Below are 22,049 nucleotides of genomic sequence, written 5' to 3' on the forward strand. Positions count from 1 at the left end.
CTCAGCTGGACACTTTGAGAGCAACCCTCACGGGAACACCGGTAGCCAGCGATTCCTGGGCCGCATCTGCCACTCGGGATGCTGCTACTGCGTCCTCCGGGGTACATGGATTCCCGCGCTCCTGCAGCACCAATTCCACGAAGGCGACCATCTCGGAACGGTATGCCTGGTCAAAGCGCTCTGCGAAGGTCTGGTGCGGGTCACCGTCAGGGAAAGCGACTGCAGCTTCGACCGAAGCCACAGCAGACTTCTCGTCCAAACCCACCATGACCGTCTTGCGTGAGCCTTGGATCTCCAACCGCACATCGTGGCCGGCCCCGTTGTACCGGCTGGCAGAAACCGTTCCCACCGTGCCGTCGTCGAAAGTAATGAGCGCCAATGCCGTGTCCACGTCGCCTACTTCCCCAATGGCTGGATCGCCATTGTTGGATCCCTTGGCATAGACCTCCACGATTTCGCGTCCCGTCAGCCAGCGCAGGATATCAAAATCATGAACCGAGCAGTCCCGGAACAGGCCCCCGGACGTCGCCAGGAACTCCACGGGGGGCGGCGTCATGTCGCACGTGACGGCGCGCAGCGAGTGGATCCAACCCAACTCGCCGGCCTGGTACGCGCGCTTGGCTTCCAGATAACCGGCATCGAAGCGTCGTTGGTGTCCGATTTGCACCACGCCGTCGTGCTCACTGATGTAATCCAGCACCGGCAGCGCGTCGGAAACATTCATGGCCACCGGCTTTTCGCAGAAGACAGGGATTCCGGCGTCCACTCCGGCACGGATCAGCTCCGGGTGGGTCGCCGTACCCGTAGCAATGACCAGACCGTCCACACCGGAGGACAGCAGTTCGGCCACGGATGGCACGAAGTCCGCGCCCAATCCGGCAGCGACCGACCGGGCATGTTCCGTGGCCACGTCTGTGAGCTTCAGGCGAACGTTGACGCCCCTGTCTCGGAGCGTTTCATTGAGGGCCACCATGTTGTTGGCGTGCATGACGCCGATGCGCCCCACGCCAACCAGGCCAAGAGTGACTTCTTTCATCATTTCCTTCGTGGGTAGATGCGTTAGCGGATCTGCGTGGGCTGCAGTGTCGCAACCTGGGGCACGCGCACAGATTTGCCCTGTTTGACGGAGTCGATGCACGCCAGCGCGCAGGCAAGTGCCCTGCGGGCGTCAGACGCGCCGGGTGTGAGCGTAAAAGCGCTCGACGGCGGCGGCGTACCATCGCGCCGTGAACTCACCACCGCGGTGAAATCGGCGAGTTCATCCGTGTAGGCCTGCCGGAAGAGCTCCACGTTCAGCCGAGGGGTGTCTGCTCCCAGTCCGTCGGCCGTATAGCGGCGTGCTGCGGTTTCCGTCGCACGGCCGGCCTGGACCATCCCCTTGGAACCAAAGACTTCCCCCCGGACGTCGTAACCGTACAGGGCACTGAAGTTCGCTTCTGCCACAGCGATGGCTCCGTTGCTGTAACGCACGGTCACCACTGCGGTATCCAGGAACCCTTGGTACCGCAGACCGGGTTCCACCAGTGCATCGGCTACGGCATGGATTTCCACCGGCTCGGCCCCTTCGTTGAACCAGTTCAGGGTGTCAAAGTCGTGGATGAGGGTTTCCAGGAAGATTGTCCACGCCGGGACCTTGGCTGCGTGAGCGATGCTGCCGCTGCCTGGATCGCGCGTCAGCGAGCGAAGGAGCTGCGGCCTACCCACAATCCCGGCGGCCAGATCCTGCTTTGCCGCTTGGAAGTCCGCCGCATACCGGCGGTTGAAGCCAATCTGGAAATGAACTCCGGCGGCCTCCACGGCGGTCAGGGCAGCATCGAGTTCGGCAAGGTCCTGGGCTGCGGGTTTCTCGCAAAAAACGTGCTTTCCGGCTGCAGCGGCCTTGGTGATCAGACCGGCATGAAAGCGTGCGGGGCTGGCGATGATCACGGCATGGATGGTGGGATCGGCCAGTATGTCGTCCGGGTTTGCCGTGATGTGGGCCGTGCCGAGCGATGCTGCGAGGGCCTCAGCAGATTCGAGGTTGGGATCTGCGATAGCCGCCAGCACCGCGCCCGGGACACGATGGGCCACGCTCTCGGCATGGAACGCACCCATCCAGCCGGATCCGATGAGGCCGATCCGTACAGGAGCCGGCAAGGGGACAGAATGTGGAGCGAGGTAGGCCATGGGCCGTCCTTTCGGGGTGTCGGTTCTGTGTCTTCAGGGCCGGGCGGATATGCCCGGGACGCCACTTTCACCGGGGAACACCACGCCCAGTTGGCGCCGGATCTCATCGGCTGCTTCCAGTGTGCGGATGGAGGCTGCCAGCGTCCGCTGGCTGGCTTCCGTGCTACCTCCGGCAACCGCCCGGGCCACGGCCGCGGCCTCGAAGTGCAGGCCTTCGAAGTGTCCGCCAGCCGGCTCGTCGTAGCGCAGCCGCGTCCCGTCAGGGAACCTGACCTCGAAGGCGCCGGGCATGGTGAAGGAACCCTCGATGGTCAACGTGGCTTTGGAACCAACTATGGTGGCGGCAGTGGGAGTGAAGTTATGCAGGTGGGTATTGACCACCGCCTGCGCGCCGCCGTCGAATTGCATCACGGCGGACAGCTGGGCGTTCACTCCCGACTCGTGCGGCTGGCCGATTGCATGCAGCTTGTGTGGACTACCCAAAACTTCCGTGACCAGGGCAAGCGGGTACGTACCCAGGTCAAGCAGCGGACCACCAGCCAATTGCGGATCGAAGATGCGGTGCGAAGCATCAAAATGCTCGCCATACTCTGCGATCACCGTGGTGATGCTGCCCAGCGTTCCTGCCTCAAGGATCTGCCGGATCACATCGAATTTCGGCAGGAAAAACGTCCACATAGCTTCGGCGGCAAAAACGCCGGCAGCCCCCGCCCGCGCGGCGATGTCCCGCGCCTGATCCGCGTTGAGGCCGATGGGCTTTTCGATCAGGACGTGCTTGCCGGCGTCAATGGCCAGGACCGCGGCTGCGTGGTGGCCGGTGTGGGGGGTGCACACGTAGACGATGTCTATGTCCGGGGCAACAGCGAGTTCCTCGTAGCTCCCGTAGGCGGCGGGGACGTTGTACGCCTCCGCGAAGGCCTTGGACCGGTTCACGGATCGGGATCCGACGGCGGCTATCACCTGCCCGGCATGCGCCTGGATGGATTCGGTGAACCGTTCGGCGATCCATCCCGGGCCCATGATGCCCCATCTGAGGGTGGGAGCATCACGGGACCCCGGAACGCGGGAGTGAGGGAGTGCTTGAAGGGTCATGAGTAGCTGACTTTCGTAGTTGTCCCGTCGCTGTGCAGCGACTGGATCATGGCTTGTGCAACGAGCGATGCGTTGAGTCCGTCCTGTGCGCCTGCAAGGGATGGCGCTTCGCCACCAGCGAGTGCAGAAATCCAGGCCTGCAACTGCAGCCGGTACGCGTCGGCGAAGCGGGGGCGCCAGTCCGCGGGGATCACCGCCTGCCGGGTTCCGTCCTGTTCAATGCCCAGCAGTGAAGACTCCTGCAGGGACGTGGTGCCCTGTTCAGAGACCACTTCGCAGCGAGTGGTGTAGCCATACTGGGCATTGAGATAAAGCTCAAGTGTCGTGAGGGTTCCATCTGCAGTGCGGAGGGTCATGAACGACGGGTCCTGCAGGCCCGGCTCGGCACGGCTTGTCTTCTTCCCGGCCTGCCACGACACTTCCGTGACAGGAGAGTCCAGAAGCCAGGGAATGATGTCCAACTCATGTATGGCCGAGTTGGTGATGGCTGATTCTGACGTGGTTCCGGGTCCTGCCGCGGCATTCCGGCTGACGCAGTGGACCATGAGGGGCTCGCCCTGCACCCGGCCTTGCACGGCCTGCCGAAGTGCCACATAGCCCGGGTCGAAGCGCCGCATGAAGCCGAGGGAGAGCAGTGATGCGCCCGTTGCCGCCACAATGTCCGCGTCGGCCGCTACCACTTCGAGGCTTTCCAGGAGCGTGGGCGCCAGGGGCTTTTCGCACAGGACCGGGGTCATGGCCTCAAAGCACTCCAGGACCAGGCCCGCGTGTGTGGAGTCGTGCGAGGCAACAACTACCGCGTCAACGTCACTGGAGTTGATCAATTCCGTCGGGTCCGTGGTGATGCGTGCCGACGGTGGCGCAGCAGCCGCTGCCCGGCCGGCGTCGAGATCTGCCACGAAGGTGACTTCCGCGCCGCCGATGGTGGTGGAGAGGTTCCTGATGTGGTCAGCGCCCATGACTCCGGCGCCGATGACACCTACCCGGATCGGCATGGTGTTCCCTTCTATTGACGATGTGCGTTCTGTTGACGAGGTCAGCGGGCCGTACGCACAGCGGACGGGGTCCTTCGAAGAGATCTCCGGAGGACACCACCGCGTGCTGCTTCTACGCGTGTTTCGGGCCGCCGGCGTTCACGCTGTCAACGTCCGCGACCTCGGCTTTGACCTCTTTCACGACGTCGCCATGGCCGCCCAGCTGTTCCAACTCATGGGCAAGTTCAGCAAGCTCAGCACCACCAGCCATTTGGGCCGTGAGTTCGTCCAGTGTGATGTCCTTCTTGTCGTAGTAACCAATGGATTTGCCGCGCTTGAGCAGAAGGAACCGATCGCCTACGGGGAAGGCATGGTGCGGGTTGTGGGTGATGAAGATGACGCCGAGTCCGCGGTCGCGAGCCTGGAGGATGTAGCGCAGGACCACGCCTGACTGCTTGACGCCCAGGGCCGCCGTGGGTTCGTCCAGAATGAGGACCTTGGCCCCGAAGTACACGGCGCGGGCAATCGCGACGCACTGGCGTTCACCGCCGGAAAGCTGCCCAATGGGTTGCTCTACATCGCGCAGGTCGATGCCCATCTCGGCCAGTTCCTTGAGGGTGATGGCCTTCATCTGTTCGACGTCCATGTACTTGAACGGGCCGAAGCCTTTGGTGATCTCGGATCCGAGGAAGAAGTTCCGCCAGATCGGCATCAGCGGTACCACCGCAAGGTCCTGGTACACCGTGGCGATGCCGGCGTCCAGGGCATCGCGGGGGGAACCGAACTTTCGTTCCTCACCCATGATGTTCAAGACGCCGTCGTCGTGCTGGTGGAGACCGGCGATGATCTTGATCAGCGTGGACTTGCCCGCACCGTTGTCGCCCAGCACACAGGTAACGCGGCCGTTGTCCACGGCCATGGTGACGTCACTCAGCGCGATGATGTTGCCGTAGTGCTTGCCCACTCCTTCCAAGGAGAGGAGATGTACGGGTGTGTGGGTGAGGGGATCACGCTCATTCTGGAGCAGCGTTTCCTGGTCGATCGCTTTGGCATTCATTTCCGGGCCCCTTACTTGAGTTCCGCGCGGCGCTTGACGATGAGGTTGACGATGGTGGCGAGCAGCAGCATCAGGCCCAGGAAGAACTTGAACCAGTCGGGGTTCCACTGCGCGTACACAATGCCCTTGTTGGCCATGCCGAAGATGAACGCGCCGATCGCGCCACCCACTGCTGAACCGTAACCACCCGTCAAAAGGCAACCACCGATCACTGCGGCGATGATGTACAGGAATTCATTGCCCACGCCCTCGCCGGACTGCACAGTGTCGAAGGCAAACAAGTTGTGCATGCCCAGGATCCAACCGCAGAAGCCCACACCCATGAACAGCCCGATCTTTGTGGCTTTGACCGGAACTCCGACCGCTCGGGCGGCGTTTGCGTCGCCTCCGACTGCGAAGATCCAGTTACCCACACGGGTCCGCATGAGGACCCACGTTGCCACTGCCACGAGGGCAATCCATATGAACACCGTGATCTTGACGTCGATGCCAGCGATGGTGACCGAGGATGCGAAGACACCGCGGGCGGTGTCGAAGCCGTCCATGGTGGAGATGGACGGAGACGAAACAGAGCCGCCGATCAATCGCGTCAAACCCAGGTTCAGGCCGGTCAGCATCAGGAACGTGGCCAAGGTGACAATGAAGCTGGGGAGCTTGGTCTTCATCAGGATCCAGCCGTTGATGAAACCAATGGCCAGGGACACCAGCAAAGCCAGAATGACACCCACCCAGACGTTCGTGCTGAAGTACCAGCTGAACATTGAAGCTGTCAGCGCCGACGAGATCACAGCGACGCCCGTGGAGAGATCGAACTCTCCGCCGATCATCAGCAGTGACACTCCCACCGCCATAATTCCAATGGTGGAGCTTCCGTACAGCACCGTGGCCAGGGCGTTGGGCTGGGTGAACGTCGGCGATACCAACGCAAAGAAGACAAACAGAACGATTGCGCCCACCAGGGCACCCACCTCGGGCCGGCCAAGGAGCTTCTGCAATGGACTGCGCCGGGCAACCCGCTCATCAATCGCAGCTTTGGTGAATTTGTTTTGGGTAATAGTCATGATGTTTCTCCTTGCTGCCGGGCTGGCTTCCACCAACCCGGCAAGCGGGCTGTTAGCGGATACCCTGTTCAGCAAACGTCAGGACTTCGGCGGCATTGGACTGGTCAACGATGGCCGGACCAGTGAGGACCGACTGTCCGCCGCCAACCTTGAATCCGCCCCGCTTGTTCTGCCACAGGGCATCCACGGCACCGTAGCCCTGGAGCCACGGCTGCTGGTCCACGGTGAACAGCACGCTGCCATCGGAGACCTTCTGGGCAAGTTCCTTGTTGAGGTCGAAGCTGGCTACCTTGGCCGAACTGCCGGCGGTGGTCACAGACTTCAGGAGCGTCAGGGTGATAGGAGCGCCGAGGCCGATGATCACATCAGCGTCCTTCGAAGCCTGGAGCTTTGCGGTGGCGGTGGACTCTACCGACGTCATGTCCGCCCCGTTGACGTACAGGATTTCCGTACCGGGTACTTTCGCCTTCACACCGGCGCAACGGGCCTCGAGGCCCACGTGTCCTTGGGCCTGGATCACGCAAACCGGGTGCTTGTAGCCACCTTCTGCGAGCCTTGAGCCCACGGCCTCGCCGGCCAACTTTTCATTCGACCCGAAGTGCGTGAAAGCTCCGAGCTGGGCCGACGCTGCTTCGCCGGCATTGAAGCTGACGATCGGGATGCCCGCGTCCGTTGCCTTCTTCAGTGCGTCTTTCAGCGCATCCGGCGTAGCCAGTGTCACGGCGATGCCATCCACTTTCTGGTCCACGGCCTGCTCGATCAATTGCGCCTGCCGGCCGGCCTCCGGGTCAGAGGTGTACAGCAGCTCTACATTGTCCTTCGCTGCTGCTTCTTCGGCCCCCTTGCGTACCGTGTCCCAGAAGGTGTCACCTGCAGGGGCGTGGGCGATCAACGCAATCTTCATCCTTTCGGTGGAGGCCACCTGACCTCCTCCACCGCCGGAGCCTGCCTCCGGCTCCCTGCCGCCAGTGCTTGAACAGGCGCTCAGAGCCACCAAGGGCACAACCGCCGCAACAAGCGCCGCCTTACGCCACGAAAATACAGTCACCATAATCTCCTTTGATTCCCAAGTCCGGACTGCCACTTTGCAGCCCCGGATGCACCGCCTACCTCGATCATGGTGACCTACCTCACGAATGTCAATAGTTTGTCCTGACATTAGTATGTTCGTACGTAACAGCCTTGCCAAAGCTCAGGATCGGGGCGCCGCAGTAGTGCGCCGAACCACCAGTGCGGGTTGGATCAGCTTGCGCTGCGCTCCTACAGTGGAGCCTTGGATGCGCGCCAGCAGCGACTTTGCGACGCCCATCCCCACCACATCGCTGCGGTTATCCACGGACGTCAGCTCGAGATATCGGGATTTCGCCAGTGCTGAATTGTCATACCCCATGACCGAGATATCCGACGGCGCCACCAGGCCGCGCGCCTTGATCGCACCGAAGGCGCCAAGCGCCATAGTGTCGTTGGCGGCGAAAATCGCAGTAATGTCCGGATGGTGATCCAGGAGCCAGCAGGCGGATGCGTAACCGTCTTCTTCCGTGGTACCCCCCTCCTCCCCCACAATCAATGGTTTGACACCTGATTGCCGGAGTCGCGCGTCGAAGCCGGCCCGCCGGTGGGCTGCGGCACCACCGGAACCCGAAAGGTGGCCGATCCTTCTGTGGCCGAGGTCCAGAAGGTGGACCGCTGCCATCGCACCGCCACCGTCGTCGTCGTTGGTGATGAGATCAGCGTCATCCGGCACCCCATTCCGCCACCCAGCCACCACGGTGGGAACTTCCGTGCCGCTGAGCACCGTGGCGCCCGGTTCCGCTGCGATCACGAGTCCGTCCACATGCATCGCAAGCAACCCGTCGGCGGCCTCCTTGATGCGGTTCTCCCCGGGGCGGGAATCGGCGAGCGTGACCTGGTAGCCATGTTCTGCCAGCACTGACTCCAAGCCCCGCAGCAGATCGACGAACCACAAGTTCCGATAGTCGTCAATGACGAGCCCGATGCTCTTGGTCCGACTGCTCGCGAGGGTTGTGGCCGCCCGGCTGGGACGGTATCCCAGCTCGGTGATCGCGGTTCTTACCGCGTCACGGCGCTTGTCGCTGACCTTCCCGGGGTTCTGAAGCACCAGTGAAACCAACGACGGCGAGACGCCAGCCAGCTTTGCGACATCGTAAATTGTTGGGCGTCGGCCCTGAGGCTTGCTCGCGCTCATGGGATCAACTTCCAAGAGGGAGCGTCACCCTGGCACGAATGATTGACAGGACATATGGACATGGCTAGGCTCGAGTTCAGCATACAAAATTGTAGCGCTACAAAATGCCGTCGAGTGTCCCCGCCGCGGCAGTATTTCAAAGGAGAAATCATGGCTGAAAGCCTTGGCGTCGCGGTCATCGGCGCAGGTATGGCCGGAAAAGCCCATGCAGCGGCCTACCGGGCAGCGTCTACCCTCTACAGCCCGGTGCTCCCGCAGATCCGGCTGGTCTCCATTGGTGACGTGAACGCCGAATTCGGCTCGCTGGCAGCCCGCCGCTTTGGGTACGAGCGAAATGACACCTCATGGCAGGCCATCGCAGAAGCGGATGATATTGATGTTGTGAGCGTGGTCATCGCAAACTCCCTGCACCGCGAGGTGGTGGAAGGCTTACTGTCCGCCGGCAAGCACGTGTTGTGCGAGAAACCGTTGAGCGATTCGCTGGAAGACGCCCGTTCCATGGCCGAAGCTGCCCGTAACGCAAGCTCTATCGCGCGCATCGGCTTCACCTTCCGCCGAACCCCGGGCATTGCCTACATCCGGGAGCTCATCCAGAACGGCACCCTGGGAAATGTCCTGCACTTCAGCGGCCGTTACTGGACCGACTACGGCTTCAGCCCCGAAGCTCCGATGAGCTGGCGCTACAAGGGCGGCCCCGGCTCAGGTGCGCTGGCCGACGTCGGAAGCCACCTGACGTACGTCTCCGAATTCCTCTGCGGTGACATCACCTCAATCAGCGGTGGGCGACTCACCACTGCGATCGACAAACGACCGTTGCCGCTCAGCGCCGTCATGGGCCACGACCACGTGGCCGTCAGCGACACTTTCGAAGTCGTCGAGAACGACGACTACGCTGCATTCAACGCGGAGTTCGTAAACGGTGCCGGCAGCTTCGAGGTGTCACGCGTCGCGGCAGGACATGCCAACAGCCTCCAGTTCGAGGTCTTCTGCGAAAAGGGTGCGGCCAAGTTCGACCAGCGCCGTCCCTCGGAAATCCAGTTGTTCCTCAATGATGGTTCAGGCAACGAGAACGGCTACCGTCAGGTCATCCTCGGCCCGGGCCACCCGTACATTTCCGGGGGCCTTGCCATGGACGCTCCCGAGGTCGGCTTCGGCCAGAACGACGCCTTCGGTTACCAGGCCCGGGCGTTCCTCGAGGAAGTTTCAGGCCTCAGCGAGAGTACGTCACTGCCGCGCTGCGCCACCTTCGACGACGGTGTGCGCAATATGGAACTGCTCAGTGCCGTCACCGAGTCGGCCCTTAGTAACGGAAAGAAAATCACGCTATGAAACTCGGTGTCTACAACGCAATCCTGCACGACCGCCCGCTCCCCGATGCCCTTCAGGTCATTGCGGACCTTGGACTGACCGGCATAGAGATCAATACCGGTGGATTCCTCCCCGCCGTCCACGTACCCACCATGGACCAAGTCCTGGAAAGCGACGCTGCCCGCGACGATTTCCTGGGGCTCTTCGAAGGGACCGGCGTTTCCATCGCTGGCCTGAACTGCAATGGCAATCCCCTGCACCCGAAACGTGAAATCGGCGAAAAGCATGCTGAAGACATCCGGCGCTCCATCCGGCTGGCACATCGACTGGGACAGAACCGGGTAGTCACCATGTCAGGCCTGCCCGGGGGCGAACCAGGGGCCACCACTGTCAACTGGGTAGTCAACGCCTGGAACTCAGCGGCACTGGACGTGCTGGACTACCAATGGGGCGTCGCTGCGGACTTCTGGAAGGAAACCGATCGCCTCGCTGCCGATCACGACGTCAAGGTTGCCCTTGAACTCCACCCGCAGAACATCGTGTTCAATACCGCTGATGTCCACAAGTTCATCGAGCTCACCGGCGCCACGCATGTTGGCGTGGAACTGGATGCCTCGCACCTCTTCTGGCAGCAGATGGATCCGGTTGCCGTCGTCCGGGAACTCGGTCCCCTGGTATTACAGGCCGCCGCCAAGGATGTCCGTGTGAACACAGAGAACGCGGCTCTCTACGGAGTGCTGGACAACAGCTTCCGCCGGCTCTCGCCGGATGAGAACCGGACAAACCTTGGCGGGGACGAGTGGGCCAACGAATGGCCCAAGAACTCCGCGTGGGACTTTGTGGCCCTCGGCCGTGGACACGACACCGCGTTCTGGACAGAGTTCCTTCGCGCGCTGCATGAAGTGGACCCGGACATGCTGGTCAACATCGAACACGAAGACGTCTCCTTGGGCCGCATCGAAGGCCTCCAGGTAGCCGCGAAGGTCCTGCTCGACGCCGACGCAGCACTCTCGGCCTCCTTGAACCCAACGGCCTGAGACTTCATTGCCCGGAACCCCAGGGGTTAACCGCCGGGCCTGGATGGGGACGGCGCTCATGCGCCGTCCCCATCTTTTTACCTCCCGGATCACAAATGGAAAAGGATAGAAAATGCGTCTTGGCATAGTTGGATACGGAGCAGGCGGGAAGTACTTCCATGCACCGTTCATTGAAGCAGCTGAAGACATCGAACTGGTGGGGATTGTAGCCCGCTCGGACGCAACAAAAGCCTCAGTGGAGTCGGACTTCCCGGGGCTGCCCACCTACGCGAGCCTCAGCGAATTGTTCGCAGCCGGAGTGGATGCCGTCACCATCACCACCCCGCCGCACACCCGGCACGACTTGGTCATGGAAGCCATCAACTCCGGCGTCCATGTTGTGGCCGACAAGCCCTTCGCCCCTACCGCAGAGTCGGCGCGTTCGCTGGCGGAGGCTGCGGAGCGAGCAGGAGTGACCCTGAACGTTTTCCACAATCGTCGCCGTGATGCAGACATCCTGACACTCGCAAAGGTCCTGGAATCAGGAGAGCTGGGCGAGATATGGCGGGTTCACTCGATCATGGACCAGGACAACGCCGACAGCTTGGAGCTCGGTGCGGCCGGAGGGTTGCTGCGTGACCTCGGCAGCCACCTTGTTGACCAGATGTTGTGGCTCCTTGGTCCGGTGAGCCACGTCCACGCCACCCTCGATTGGACGGACCGGTTTGGAGAGCGTACGGATTGCGGTTTCTTCGTCACCATGACCCACACTTCCGGTGCGGTCTCCACAGTATCCGCCAGCAAACTCAACCACTCCACCACCAGGGAACTACGTGCTTATGGCAGCCGGGGAAGCTACGTCGCGTCAGGTTCGGACGTCCAGGCGGACGCCCTCCTGGCGGGACGCCGACCGATATCCGAGCCCGAAACCTGGGGAATCGATGCAGCCGAACATTGGGGTACGTTGTCCCTCAAAGACCGCCGCGGGACCGTTCCGTCGGAGCAAGGAAACTACACCGGCTTTTACACCGAGTTCGCGCGGGCCGTCCGCGGCGACGGCCCTGAACCTGTGCCGGCGTCCGAAGGCATCCGTACGTTGGAAGTCCTGGACGCGGCACGCCGCAGCGCGCTGGAAAATGTTGTGATCGCACTCTGAAGTTTCACTGCTCCATGGCGCAGAAAACGCCCGATGCCTGCCGGCGTCGGGCGTTTTCTTTGTGGTGACCGCGGGAGTAGAGGAGGGGTTGCTACCGGCCCTTACTTTGTGCGGGCGACGTAGTCCACCATCGTCTTGAGCTGGTAGCGGGAGACGTCTTCCGCGTTCTCGTCCTCGGCGAAAACCGAAGAGACCATCACGGTGTTCTCCTTGTCCAGGAAGCCGATCTCCTTCAAGCCCCCAAAGAACTCGTCCCAGTTCACGTCGCCGTCGCCGATCTTCAGGTGCTGGTGAACGCGGACGGCGTTGCCGGGAGGGTTGGTGATGTAGCGGAGGCCGTGGGAGGCGTGGTGGTTCATGGTGTCCGAGACGTGCACCAGACGAAGCTTGTCCCCCGCCGCCCGCATGATGTCCAACGGCTTGTTGCCCATGTGGAAGCTGTGTGAAGCGACGTAGACCATGCCGATGTTCGGTGAGTTGACGCCCCTGATAACGCGGAGTGCGGCCAGGCCATCCTCCACGAAGTCGTCCGGGTGCGGATCAATCAGGACGTCCAGACCCTCGCGTTCGATGATCGGGAGCAGCTCCTCCATGGAGCGGTAGAACGCGCGCTCGGACTTCTCGGCTTTCTCCGGACGGCCGCTAAACTCTGTGTTCATCGTCTGGACGCCGAGATCCACGGCAATCTGGATGGCTCGCTTCCAATACCGGACTGCGGCCTCGCGGGCGTCCTCGTCCGGACCCGACCAGCGCAGGACGGGTAGGACCGAGGCGATTTCGACGCCGGCGTCCTTGCAGGCTGCCTTAAGTTTGCCCACGAGTTCGTCATCGGCCTTGGGGTGGTTGAAGAACGGGATGAGGTCCGCATGCGGGGTCATCTGCAGGTACTTGTAGCCAAGATCTGCAGCAACGCGGGGAAACTCCAACAGGGTGTGGCTGTGGTGGAACGGTGTGGGATCCAGTGCAATTTTCATGGCGGCTATCCCCTACTTGTAGAGATCCGGCTTGGTGTTCAGCTGGACCTTGACCTTCTCGCCCGACTTCTGGGCCTCGACCCCGGCCTCGCAGCAGGCTGCGGTGGCGTAACCGTCCCAAGCGGTTGGACCGCCGATTTCGCCGCGAAGGGCGGCGTCCACCCAAGCCTGCACCTCGACGTCGTATGCCGCTCCGAAACGCTCTTCAAAACCGGGGGTGACGTTGCCGCCCCACTTGCCCGCGGTCTGGACGTACGGGCCGTTGTCACTCCCGATGCTCACAATGCCCTCTTCGAAAGACGCTTGCGTGGCCACCTGGTAGCCGAACTTGGCGTTGACGTAGATTTCGACGTCGGCCAACACACCGGACTCGGTTTCCAGCAGCACGTGCTGGGGGTCATGCTGGCCGCTGGGCGCACTGCGGGTGGGCTTGCCCAACCGGACCTGCACGGAGGTGATTTCTTCACCGGTGAAGTAACGGATCGCGTCGAATTCGTGGACTACGGAGTCGTTGATCAGCATCTCGTTGGTGAAGCCCTCAGGCGTGCTCGGGTTGCGGTGCTGGTGGTGCAACATCAACAGCTCCCCCAATTCGCTGTTGCGGATAATCGCACCCAACGCCGAGTACTCGGCATCGAAGCGGCGCATGAAGCCCACCTGGATGCGCTTATGGCCCAGCGCCTGCTCAGCCTGGACAACCTTCCAAGCACTCCCGGCGTCCGGCGTCAGCGGCTTCTCGCAAAGAATCGGGAAGTCCTTCTCCAGTGCCTTGTACAGGATTTCCTCATGGAGGAAGCCCGGGGTTGCGATCAAGACGGCATTCACGTCGCCGTTGTTGAGCGCTTCGTCGGCACTGGCAAGCGCAACGGCACCGTCGATGCCTTCAATTGCGGCTTGCGCGCGGGCCAGGTCAACGTCGACGACGGCGGCTACTTCAGCGCCGTGGATGCGCGTGCTGAGGCGCTTGATGTGGTCCGCACCCATGCGGCCTGCGCCGATGACGGCAACGCGGAGAGTCTTTGTCACTGTATCTGTCCTTCGTGAAAGTTGGTTTGCTAGTGGACGGCGTTACTGAATCCGGGTGCGGGATCCGCAGGAAAGCAGGTAATTGCGGGTCCGCTTGGCGATGGGCATCGGAACATCGAACGCTACCGGGTACATGTCCTGTTCCACGATGCCGTAGATGGGCCTGTTGAGTCCCTCTACGGCTTCGATGACCGCGCGCAGGTCCGGAAGGCCGTTCGGCGGTTCGGTCATGACGCCGGCCAGGTTGGCAGCTGCCCAGGTCATGTTCTTCTCATTGACCTCGGCAAGGATGTCCGGGTTGATCTGTTTGAGGTGCAAGTAGCCAATGCGGTCCGGGTAGTTTTTGATGAGTTCCAGGCTGGACGCCCCGCAGTATTCAGCGTGCCCCGTATCCAGGCAGAGGTTCATGTACTGCGGATCCGTTGCAGCCAGCAGGGTTTCGATGTCCCTCTGTGCACCAACATGGGAGTCCGCGTGTGAGTGGAACTGCTGGTGCAAACCGAAGTCTTCGAGGAGCACCTTGCCCATGCGGTTGTGGCCGGCGAAGAGGTCTGCCCACTGTTCGTCGGAAAGTTCACCGTTCTCCACTGCCTCACCGGTGACATCATCGCGCCACATCGCGGGGATGACCACGATGTGTTCACCGCCCATGGCCGCGGTCAGTTCGGCAACTTTACGGGCGGGCTCCCAGGCTTCGTCGTACTGCTCGGCGCCCCGGTGGAAGGCCGTGAAGACCGTTCCGGCTGTAACCTTCAAGTCGCGCTGCTTGAGTTCCTCGGCCAACCGCGCGGGATCGTTCGGCAGGTAGCCGTACGGACCCAGTTCAATCCATTTGTAGCCGGACTCTGCAACTTCATCCAGGAAACGCTCCCACGGAGTTTGCTGGGGGTCATCGGCGAACCACACACCCCAGGAGTCCGGGGCGGTACCAATGATGAGCTTGTTCTCGACGTCAGTCATGACAACGGTGTCTTTCTCTAGCAGGGCCCACGCCGCCAGGGTTACCTGGCCGAGCTTGCGAGGCGAGGGCGGCGGTGGGGATTCTAGTTGGAGGGGAAGTTGTAGGAGGCGCCGGAGGCGTGGGTGGGTTCGGGCCAGCGGGAGGTGATGACCTTGCCGCGGGTGTAGAAGGAGACGCCTTCGGGGCCGTAGATGTGCTTGTCGCCGAAGAGGGAGTTCTTCCACCCGCCGAAGGAGTGGTAGGCCACCGGGACGGGAAGGGGGACGTTGATGCCCACCATGCCCACGGTCACCGAGCGCTGGAACTTCCGTGCGTTCGCACCGGAGGAGGTGAAGATCGCGGTGCCGTTGCCGTAGGGGTTGGAGTTGATCAGCTTTATGCCGGCCTCGAGGTCTTCGACGCGGACCACTACCAGGACAGGTCCGAAGATTTCCTCGGTGTAGGCGGTCATTTCGGTGCTGACGTGGTCGATCACGGTGGGGCCAACCCAGAAGCCCTCTTCGTGGCCGGGGACCACCAGGTCGCGGCCGTCAACGACCATTGCTGCGCCGGCGGTTTCGGCCTCGGTGACGATTTTGACGATGCGTTCCTTGGAAGCCGGGGTGATGACCGGACCCATGTCGGCGTCGGGTTCGGTGCCGTTCTTGACCTTGATGGCCAGGGCGCGTTCTTCGACCTTCTTCACGATCAGGTCAGCGGCATCTCCGACCGCCACGGCGACGGAGATGGCCATGCAGCGCTCCCCCGCTGAGCCGAACGCGGCAGCTGCGAGGTGGTCGGCGGCGTTGTCGAGGTCGGCGTCGGGCATCACGATGGCGTGGTTCTTCGCACCGCCCAGGGCCTGGACGCGCTTGCCGTGCTTGGTGGCGGTCTCGTGGACGTACTGGGCGATCGGGGTGGAGCCGACGAAGGAGATGCCGTCCACGTCCGGGTGGGTCAGCAGGCCGTCAACGGTTTCCTTGCCGCCGTGGAGGACCTGGAACACGCCGTCGGGCAGGCCGGCCTGCTTCCAGAGCTTTGCCAGGAGCATCGGGGCGGAGGGGTCACGTTCGGAGGGCTTGAGGATGAACGCGTTGCCGGTGGCAATGGCCATCGGAGCCATCCACAACGGCACCATGACCGGGAAGTTGAACGGGGTGATGCCCGCAACAACGCCCAAGGGTTCGCGGAAGGAGAAAACATCGATGCCGGTGGAGACCTGGTCCGAGTAGTCGCCCTTGAGCAGCTGCGGAATGCCACAAGCGAACTCGATGACCTCCAGGCCACGGCCGATCTCACCCTTCGCATCGGAAAGGACCTTGCCGTGCTCGGCGGTAATCAACTCAGCCAGTTCGTCCACGTGAGCGGCGACGAGCTCACGGAACTTGAACAACACCGCAGAGCGCTTGGCCAGGGAAATGTCACCCCACGAATCCGCCGCCTTGCGGGCCGCGGAAACGGTGGTGTTCAGGTCAGCCTCGTTGGCCAGGCGCAGCTCAGCCGCAACCTGACCGGTGGCCGGGTTGTACACGGGCTGGGTGCGGTCCCCTTCGCCTGTGGTCTCGGCGCCGTTGATGAAGTGGTGAATGGTGGTCAGTGTGGTCGTCGTCGACATGTGCGGACTTCCTTTTAGTCTGTGGCTTTTAGGGCGGGGCTGTGACTAGCCGAGCAGCTTGCGCTGGCGGTTCTTGTGGTCGGTGTACGTCTTGTAGGCCTGCTGGGTGGATTCGAGGTCTGAGACCTGTGAGACGGGAACGTCCCACCAGGACTCGGAGCTCGGGGCGTCCAGCAGCGGATCGGATTCGACGTGGATGACGATCGGTCCGGTTTCCGGGGCGGCCTTGGCTTCCTTGATGGCGGCGCCCAGTGAATCAATGACGTTCTCGCCAGGTTCGATCCGGATGACCTTCGCGCCCAAGGATTCTGCGTTGGTGGCGAGGTCGATGGGAAGGTTCTCGCCGGCGTCGAAGCTGTGCTGTTCCTTGTTTAGGACGCGGTACTGCGTGCCGAAGCGCTGGGAACCGAGGGACTCGGAGAGCGAGCCGATGGAGGCATAGCCGTGGTTCTGGATGAGGACCACGATCAGCTTGATGCGTTCGGCGACGGCGGTGACCAGTTCGGTGTGCATCATCAGGTAGGAGCCGTCCCCCACCATGACAACTACGTCCCGATCCGGTCCGCCTGCTGCGGCTTCGGCCAGCGCTGCACGCTTGACGCCCAAGCCTCCGGGGATTTCGTAGCCCATGCAGGAGTACGCGTACTCCACGTGGTAGCCGAAGGGGTCGCGTACGCGCCACATCTTGTGCAGGTCGCCGGGCAGCGAACCGGCGGCGCAGATGACGACGTCCTGGTCATCCATTGCCTTGTTGGTGGCTCCGATGATCTCGTTCTGGGCCGGCAACGGCGTGAAGCGGGTCTCGAAGGCCTCGTCCACGATGGTGTTCCAGCGCTTCTTCTCTGCTGCGACCTTCTCTTCCAGGTCGGCACCCACCCGGTAACCACCCAAGGCCTGGTTCAGCTTTACCAGGGCCTTGCGGGCGTCAGCGACGATCGGCAACGTGGTTCCGTGCTTGTACGCGTCGATCGGGGCGACGTTGATGTTCACGAACTTCACGTCCGGGTTCTGGAACGCCGTACGGGACGCGGTGGTGAAGTCCTCGTACCGCGTACCGATCCCGATGATGAGGTCCGCTTCGGCAGCAATGGAATTAGCCGCCGTCGTGCCGGTTGAACCGATGGCACCGAGGGAGTGCTTGTGGTCCCACGGCAGGACGCCCACGCCGGCCTGTGTGTTGCCAACCGGAATGCCCGTCAGCTCAGCGAACGTGGCAAGTTCGTCGTTGGCGTAGGCGTATAGGACGCCGCCGCCGGCAATGATCAGCGGGCGCTTCGCGGCACGGATAGCCTCCACGGCGCGGCGGATGTCGTCATCCTCGGCCTCGGGACGGCGGATCCGCCATTCACGCTCGGCCAGGAACTCTTCCGGGACATCGAAGGCCTCAGCCTGGACATCCTGCGGCAGCGAAATGGTCACCGCGCCGGTCTCAGCCGGGTCCGTCAAGACACGAAGCCCGTGGTGGAACGCGGAGAACAACTGCTCCGGACGCGAAACCCGGTCGAAGAACTTGGACAGAGGACGGAAAGCATCGTTGACCGTGATGTCGTAGGCGTACGGGAGTTCCAGCTGCTGGAGTACAGGGTCCGCCGCGCGTGTGGCGAACGTGTCACTCGGCAGCAGCAGGACGGGCAGGCGGTTGGTGGTGGCCAAAGCGGCACCTGTCAGCAGGTTCGAAGAACCCGGGCCAATCGAGGTGCTGATCGCGAAGGTCTGGCGGCGGCGGGTATGACGTGCATAGCCCACAGCCTGATGCACCTGGGCCTGCTCATTGCGGCCCTGGTAATACGGCATGATCGTAGGATCCGCAGCCTGGTACTGCTTCAACGCCTGGCCCACACCAGCCACATTGCCGTGCCCGAAAATACCGAACGTGCCCGGAATCAACCGCTCACGGTACTCCACACCATTGATGGAATCCACAGTGTATTGCTTGGAAAGGAACTCGACCACGGCTTGGGCCACGGTCATCCGACGGGTTGCTGTTCCCATGGTTTCTTACTCCGATACTTTCACGGGGATGCGGTTGGACGATGGGCGCTCTGCGGTAGCCGGTTCGACGATTGCCGGGACGGGCCCGCTGTTGTTCAGCAGCGAGGCGGCCGTCGCCACGGCCCCTGCAACATCGCCGTCGTGCGGGTACAAAAGGGTCCGCCCGACAGTGAGGCCGCGAACGCCGGGCAAGGCCAGGGCTGCCTGCCAGCTGGCAAAAACCTCGTCCGGACTGCCGTCAGGATCACCACCCAACAGCACGGTAGGCATGGTGGTGGACGCCATGACGCGTTCCATCTCAGCCACCACCGGCAGTTTCATCCAGGTGTAGGCGCTGGTAGAGCCAAGGCCCTCGGCGATGCCAACGGACTTGATCACCGCGTCAGCGCGGAGGTCGTTGCGGACTTTGCCGTGAGCGTCACGGACCGACAGGAATGGTTCCACCATGGCTATGAGCTTGCGCTCGGCCAGCGAATCAATGGCTTTGGCGGTGGCTTCGAGAGTGGCCACGGTGTCCGGGTCACCCAGGCAGATGCGCGTCAACATCTTGCCGCCATCAGCGCCGAGTGCCTCCAACGCAGCTGCAGTGTGCCCGGTGAAACGGTCATCGAACTCATTGACCAAACCGGCCAAGCCGCCACGGTTCATTGAACCGAAGACGAGCTTGCCCTCCAAAGCTCCCAGCAACAGGAGGTCATCCATAATGTCAGGCGAAGCCAGGATGCCATCAACGGCAGGGTTCGCCAACGCGATCTGCAGGCGGTCCAAAAGGTCGCGGCGGTCAGCCATCGCCATCGGCCGCGTGCCCACCGACAAAGCGCCCCGTGCCGGGTGATCCGCGGCGACAATGAAATTCTGGGCATCATGTTTCAAGCCCGGGTGGCGGCGGCGCGTGGCCGCGGCACGGGCGACGGCCTCAGGGTCCTCCAACCGGATTCGACTCAAATGCTCGTAACGGCGTGGGTCATCATTGAGGCTCAACGAACTGCTCCTTCTGCAAGTGTGGAGGAGGCTGCAAGGGTGGCGCCGGGTATGGGGCGGCCGCGTTCGGCGAGCAGCGAGGTGACCTCGTCCGGCGTCGGCATCGCGTCCGCGCAGGAAAGGCGGGAGGCGACGATCGCTCCCGAAGCGTTGGCGTAGTCGAGGACTTCGGACAACGGCCAACCGGACAGCAGTCCGTGACAGAAAGCGCCGCCGAAGGAGTCGCCGGCGCCCAGGCCATTCACGGTTTCCACCGGGACAGGCGCCGAGACCACGCGTTCCGTGCGGGTCTTGGCCATCACGCCTTCAGCGCCAAGCTTCACGACGGCGATTTCGACGCCGGCGGCCAGCAAGCGGTCTGCCTGCTCATCGGGCGTTCCCTCACCCACGGCAACAGCGCATTCCTTGTCGTTGCCGATCGCGACAGTGACGTGCGGGAGGATCTTGGCGACCTCGGTGCGGGCTTCTTCTTCGGACGACCAGAACATAGGGCGGTAATCCAGGTCCAGGATGGTGAACTGGCCTGGCTTCAAGCCGGTCCGGGGACGGGCTTCATGGGCAGCGATGTGCGCGCTGCGGCTGGGCTCCTGGCACAGACCGGTGACGGTGGACCAGAAAATACCGGCGTTCCCAATGGCCTCCAGGTCCAGCTCTTCGGCTTTGATCTGTAGGTCGGGCGCCGTGGGGAAGCGGCCGTAGAAGTAGAGCGGGAACTCGTCCGTTGCAGGCTTGATCGCGCAAAACGTCACTGCCGTGGGGTACTGAGCCACCGGGGAAACGAACGAATCGTCAACGTTGAACTTGTGAAGTTCGCGGTGCAGGTACTTCCCGAAGGCGTCGTCGCCGGTGCGGGTGATGACACCGGTGCGGCGGCCGTGGCGCGCAGCGGCGACGGCCACGTTGGAAGGGGAACCTCCCAGGTACTTGCCGAAGGACGTCACGTCCTCCAGGTCCACTCCGATGTCATTCGGGTAGATATCAACGCTGATGCGCCCGATCGTAAGCAGTTCGTGGGTCACGGTGATCGTTGACCTTTCTCTTGTGAACTCTGAACCTTTGAGCGCTGGGCCCCAATGCCTTGCCACCCCTCAGTGAGCGGGGCCACATGACTACTTTGCACCAGATTTAATGTCCTGTCAAAGGTTTGTACTGACATATTTACAACATGACACAGAGCGCAATTACTTGCGGGGCACGGCCAGTTCTCCCGTGACATATTGGCTTCGCCCAAAACCAAATGACCAGTCACCTGGCGAGTTCTCCACGTAGCCCACAAAGACGTCCTCGCCCGCGATCCCCACGTCCGCGAGTCGGCCTGCAATAGCTTCGAAAAGGGAGCTCTTGGCCTCTTGGCTGCGGCCACCCTGAGTGAAAATCTGGATCATGACAACGGCGGAACTGCGCTCAAAACCTAAACCTGCATCCTGGGCGACAATCTGACCCTGTGGGTGTTCGGTGAGGATATGGAAGTAGTCCCGCTCCGGGATTCCATACTCCGCGAGGATGGCATCGTGGATCGTGCGGCTAAGGGCGGCCAGCTCCTCTCGCGAGCGGCCCTGGTTAACGTCGATACGAATAAGCGGCATATCTACTCTCCTAAGTTTGTCCTGTCATACTAACAAAGCAAATCCTAGGAACTCAAGACCGCCCGGCCGCGCGGACGGGCAGGGGCAACCGGTACACAGCACTGCGCGGGTCTATGGTTGAGGAAGCAGCTACTGTGCGGCTGTCTTGCAAAACAAACGAGTGGTGGTCGTTGGTGCAGCCGAGCCATCACAAAAGAGCTCTGAAGAACCATGTTTGAGCAGATGGCGGCGAGGTACGGTACCCACGGCGATCTCTGTGCCGCTTTCCTCCAGGAACTTCCCCTTGATGGTGCAGCCATTTCCGTCTTCGGCGGTTCTGCGGCCGAAACCTTGATGTGTGCCTCGGACGCTACGGCTGCACGGCTCGATGAGCTTCAGTACGATCTCGGGGACGGACCGCGGTGGGATGTATTCCGCACGCACCTGCCCGTGATGATCCCTGACCTCGGTGCCCCAGGAGTCCGCTCATGGCCCGCATTCGCCGAAGCTGCAGCCATGACGAATGCGCAAGCCTTCCTTGTTTTCCCGTTGCTTGCCGGTGGGCTGGTCATAGGCGTGGCAGAACTCTACTGCAACGCGCCGCGCGTCCTCAGCCCCGCCCAGGTCAACGGGGCCACCCGGCTTGCCAGCCGAACGGCCTGGACTCTACTGCGCGGATTGATGCCCGGCAGCGAATCCGACTCGGCGGGCGTCCCGCTGGCCCGGCGGGAAATCCACCAGGCAACCGGTATGGTGCTGGTCCAGACCGATAGCACCGCTGCAGAAGCGTTGCAGTTGCTGCGCGGCCATGCCTTCGCCAGCGGACGCTCGCTGCAGGACACTGCCTCAGACGTCGTCAGCCGACGGCTGGATTTCACCCCGACGACGGGCGCCGCCGGTACCGATTCACAGTAAAATGC

The 22,049-nt window shown here is 62.4% G+C and carries 20 protein-coding genes; 4 read left to right on the plus strand and 16 right to left on the minus strand.

Annotation, left to right across the window (positions count from 1 at the left end; genetic code table 11):
• Window position 1: 1 nt before the first annotated feature.
• The 8 genes from AC1RJY_RS03415 to AC1RJY_RS03450 form a co-directional block, all read right to left on the minus strand.
• Window positions 2-1,036 (minus strand): Gfo/Idh/MocA family oxidoreductase, encoded by a 1,035-nt coding sequence (locus tag AC1RJY_RS03415; protein WP_210063868.1) that lies wholly within the window; start codon window positions 1,034-1,036, stop codon window positions 2-4.
• 23 nt (window positions 1,037-1,059) lie between these two features.
• Window positions 1,060-2,166, minus strand: a complete 1,107-nt coding sequence (locus tag AC1RJY_RS03420; RefSeq protein ID WP_498601350.1) for a Gfo/Idh/MocA family oxidoreductase — start codon at window positions 2,164-2,166, stop codon at window positions 1,060-1,062.
• Between the two features lie 33 nt (window positions 2,167-2,199).
• Window positions 2,200-3,258 (minus strand): Gfo/Idh/MocA family protein, encoded by a 1,059-nt coding sequence (locus AC1RJY_RS03425; protein WP_498601352.1) that lies wholly within the window; start codon window positions 3,256-3,258, stop codon window positions 2,200-2,202.
• The gene (locus AC1RJY_RS03430) at window positions 3,255-4,253 is read right to left on the minus strand and encodes a Gfo/Idh/MocA family oxidoreductase (protein ID WP_014921802.1); all 999 of its coding nucleotides are present in this window, start codon (window positions 4,251-4,253) and stop codon (window positions 3,255-3,257) included. Before AC1RJY_RS03430 ends, AC1RJY_RS03425 begins: the two co-directional genes overlap by 4 nt.
• A gap of 112 nt (window positions 4,254-4,365) precedes the next feature.
• Window positions 4,366-5,289, minus strand: a complete 924-nt coding sequence (locus tag AC1RJY_RS03435) for an ATP-binding cassette domain-containing protein (RefSeq protein WP_498601353.1) — start codon at window positions 5,287-5,289, stop codon at window positions 4,366-4,368.
• 11 nt (window positions 5,290-5,300) lie between these two features.
• On the minus strand, window positions 5,301-6,350 hold the full coding sequence (locus AC1RJY_RS03440; RefSeq protein ID WP_043470222.1) for an ABC transporter permease: 1,050 nt from the start codon (window positions 6,348-6,350) through the stop codon (window positions 5,301-5,303).
• 52 nt (window positions 6,351-6,402) lie between these two features.
• Window positions 6,403-7,398 (minus strand): substrate-binding domain-containing protein, encoded by a 996-nt coding sequence (locus tag AC1RJY_RS03445; protein ID WP_193352654.1) that lies wholly within the window; start codon window positions 7,396-7,398, stop codon window positions 6,403-6,405.
• Window positions 7,399-7,542: 144 nt separating this feature from the next.
• Window positions 7,543-8,556, minus strand: a complete 1,014-nt coding sequence (locus AC1RJY_RS03450; RefSeq protein ID WP_498601355.1) for a LacI family DNA-binding transcriptional regulator — start codon at window positions 8,554-8,556, stop codon at window positions 7,543-7,545.
• 150 nt (window positions 8,557-8,706) lie between these two features.
• Here AC1RJY_RS03450 and AC1RJY_RS03455 point away from each other — a divergent pair, with 150 nt between their 5' ends.
• From AC1RJY_RS03455 to AC1RJY_RS03465, 3 genes are all read left to right on the plus strand, one after another.
• Window positions 8,707-9,885, plus strand: coding sequence for a Gfo/Idh/MocA family protein (locus AC1RJY_RS03455; protein WP_498601357.1), 1,179 nt, complete (start codon window positions 8,707-8,709; stop codon window positions 9,883-9,885).
• Complete coding sequence (locus AC1RJY_RS03460; RefSeq protein WP_498601359.1) at window positions 9,882-10,901, plus strand: sugar phosphate isomerase/epimerase family protein; 1,020 nt, start codon at window positions 9,882-9,884, stop codon at window positions 10,899-10,901. Before AC1RJY_RS03455 ends, AC1RJY_RS03460 begins: the two co-directional genes overlap by 4 nt.
• Before the next feature lie 112 nt (window positions 10,902-11,013).
• Window positions 11,014-12,036: a Gfo/Idh/MocA family oxidoreductase gene (locus AC1RJY_RS03465; RefSeq protein WP_210063874.1), complete on the plus strand. Its 1,023-nt coding sequence runs from the start codon at window positions 11,014-11,016 to the stop codon at window positions 12,034-12,036.
• Between the two features lie 101 nt (window positions 12,037-12,137).
• Here AC1RJY_RS03465 and AC1RJY_RS03470 read toward each other — a convergent pair whose 3' ends face one another.
• From AC1RJY_RS03470 to AC1RJY_RS03505, 8 genes are all read right to left on the minus strand, one after another.
• Window positions 12,138-13,010: a sugar phosphate isomerase/epimerase family protein gene (locus tag AC1RJY_RS03470; protein ID WP_498601361.1), complete on the minus strand. Its 873-nt coding sequence runs from the start codon at window positions 13,008-13,010 to the stop codon at window positions 12,138-12,140.
• Between the two features lie 12 nt (window positions 13,011-13,022).
• Complete coding sequence (locus AC1RJY_RS03475; RefSeq protein ID WP_498601363.1) at window positions 13,023-14,036, minus strand: Gfo/Idh/MocA family protein; 1,014 nt, start codon at window positions 14,034-14,036, stop codon at window positions 13,023-13,025.
• Between the two features lie 42 nt (window positions 14,037-14,078).
• Window positions 14,079-14,996 (minus strand): sugar phosphate isomerase/epimerase family protein, encoded by a 918-nt coding sequence (locus AC1RJY_RS03480; protein ID WP_498601365.1) that lies wholly within the window; start codon window positions 14,994-14,996, stop codon window positions 14,079-14,081.
• Between the two features lie 83 nt (window positions 14,997-15,079).
• The gene (locus tag AC1RJY_RS03485) at window positions 15,080-16,591 is read right to left on the minus strand and encodes a CoA-acylating methylmalonate-semialdehyde dehydrogenase (protein WP_498601367.1); all 1,512 of its coding nucleotides are present in this window, start codon (window positions 16,589-16,591) and stop codon (window positions 15,080-15,082) included.
• Between the two features lie 45 nt (window positions 16,592-16,636).
• Window positions 16,637-18,583: a 3D-(3,5/4)-trihydroxycyclohexane-1,2-dione acylhydrolase (decyclizing) gene (gene iolD / locus AC1RJY_RS03490; RefSeq protein WP_498601368.1), complete on the minus strand. Its 1,947-nt coding sequence runs from the start codon at window positions 18,581-18,583 to the stop codon at window positions 16,637-16,639.
• Between the two features lie 6 nt (window positions 18,584-18,589).
• Entirely contained in the window at window positions 18,590-19,564 is a 975-nt protein-coding gene (locus AC1RJY_RS03495) for a Cgl0159 family (beta/alpha)8-fold protein (protein ID WP_011774667.1), read from the minus strand.
• Complete coding sequence (iolC, locus tag AC1RJY_RS03500; RefSeq protein WP_498601369.1) at window positions 19,561-20,583, minus strand: 5-dehydro-2-deoxygluconokinase; 1,023 nt, start codon at window positions 20,581-20,583, stop codon at window positions 19,561-19,563. The genes AC1RJY_RS03495 and iolC overlap by 4 nt, the downstream gene beginning before the upstream one ends.
• Before the next feature lie 162 nt (window positions 20,584-20,745).
• Entirely contained in the window at window positions 20,746-21,150 is a 405-nt protein-coding gene (locus AC1RJY_RS03505) for a tautomerase family protein (protein WP_498601371.1), read from the minus strand.
• 210 nt (window positions 21,151-21,360) lie between these two features.
• On the opposite strand from AC1RJY_RS03505, the gene AC1RJY_RS03510 reads away from it, so the two are divergent.
• Complete coding sequence (locus tag AC1RJY_RS03510; RefSeq protein WP_011774664.1) at window positions 21,361-22,044, plus strand: GAF and ANTAR domain-containing protein; 684 nt, start codon at window positions 21,361-21,363, stop codon at window positions 22,042-22,044.
• Window positions 22,045-22,049: the final 5 nt, after the last annotated feature.

The sequence above is a fragment of the Arthrobacter sp. GW822-FHT05G07 genome (assembly GCF_058799755.1).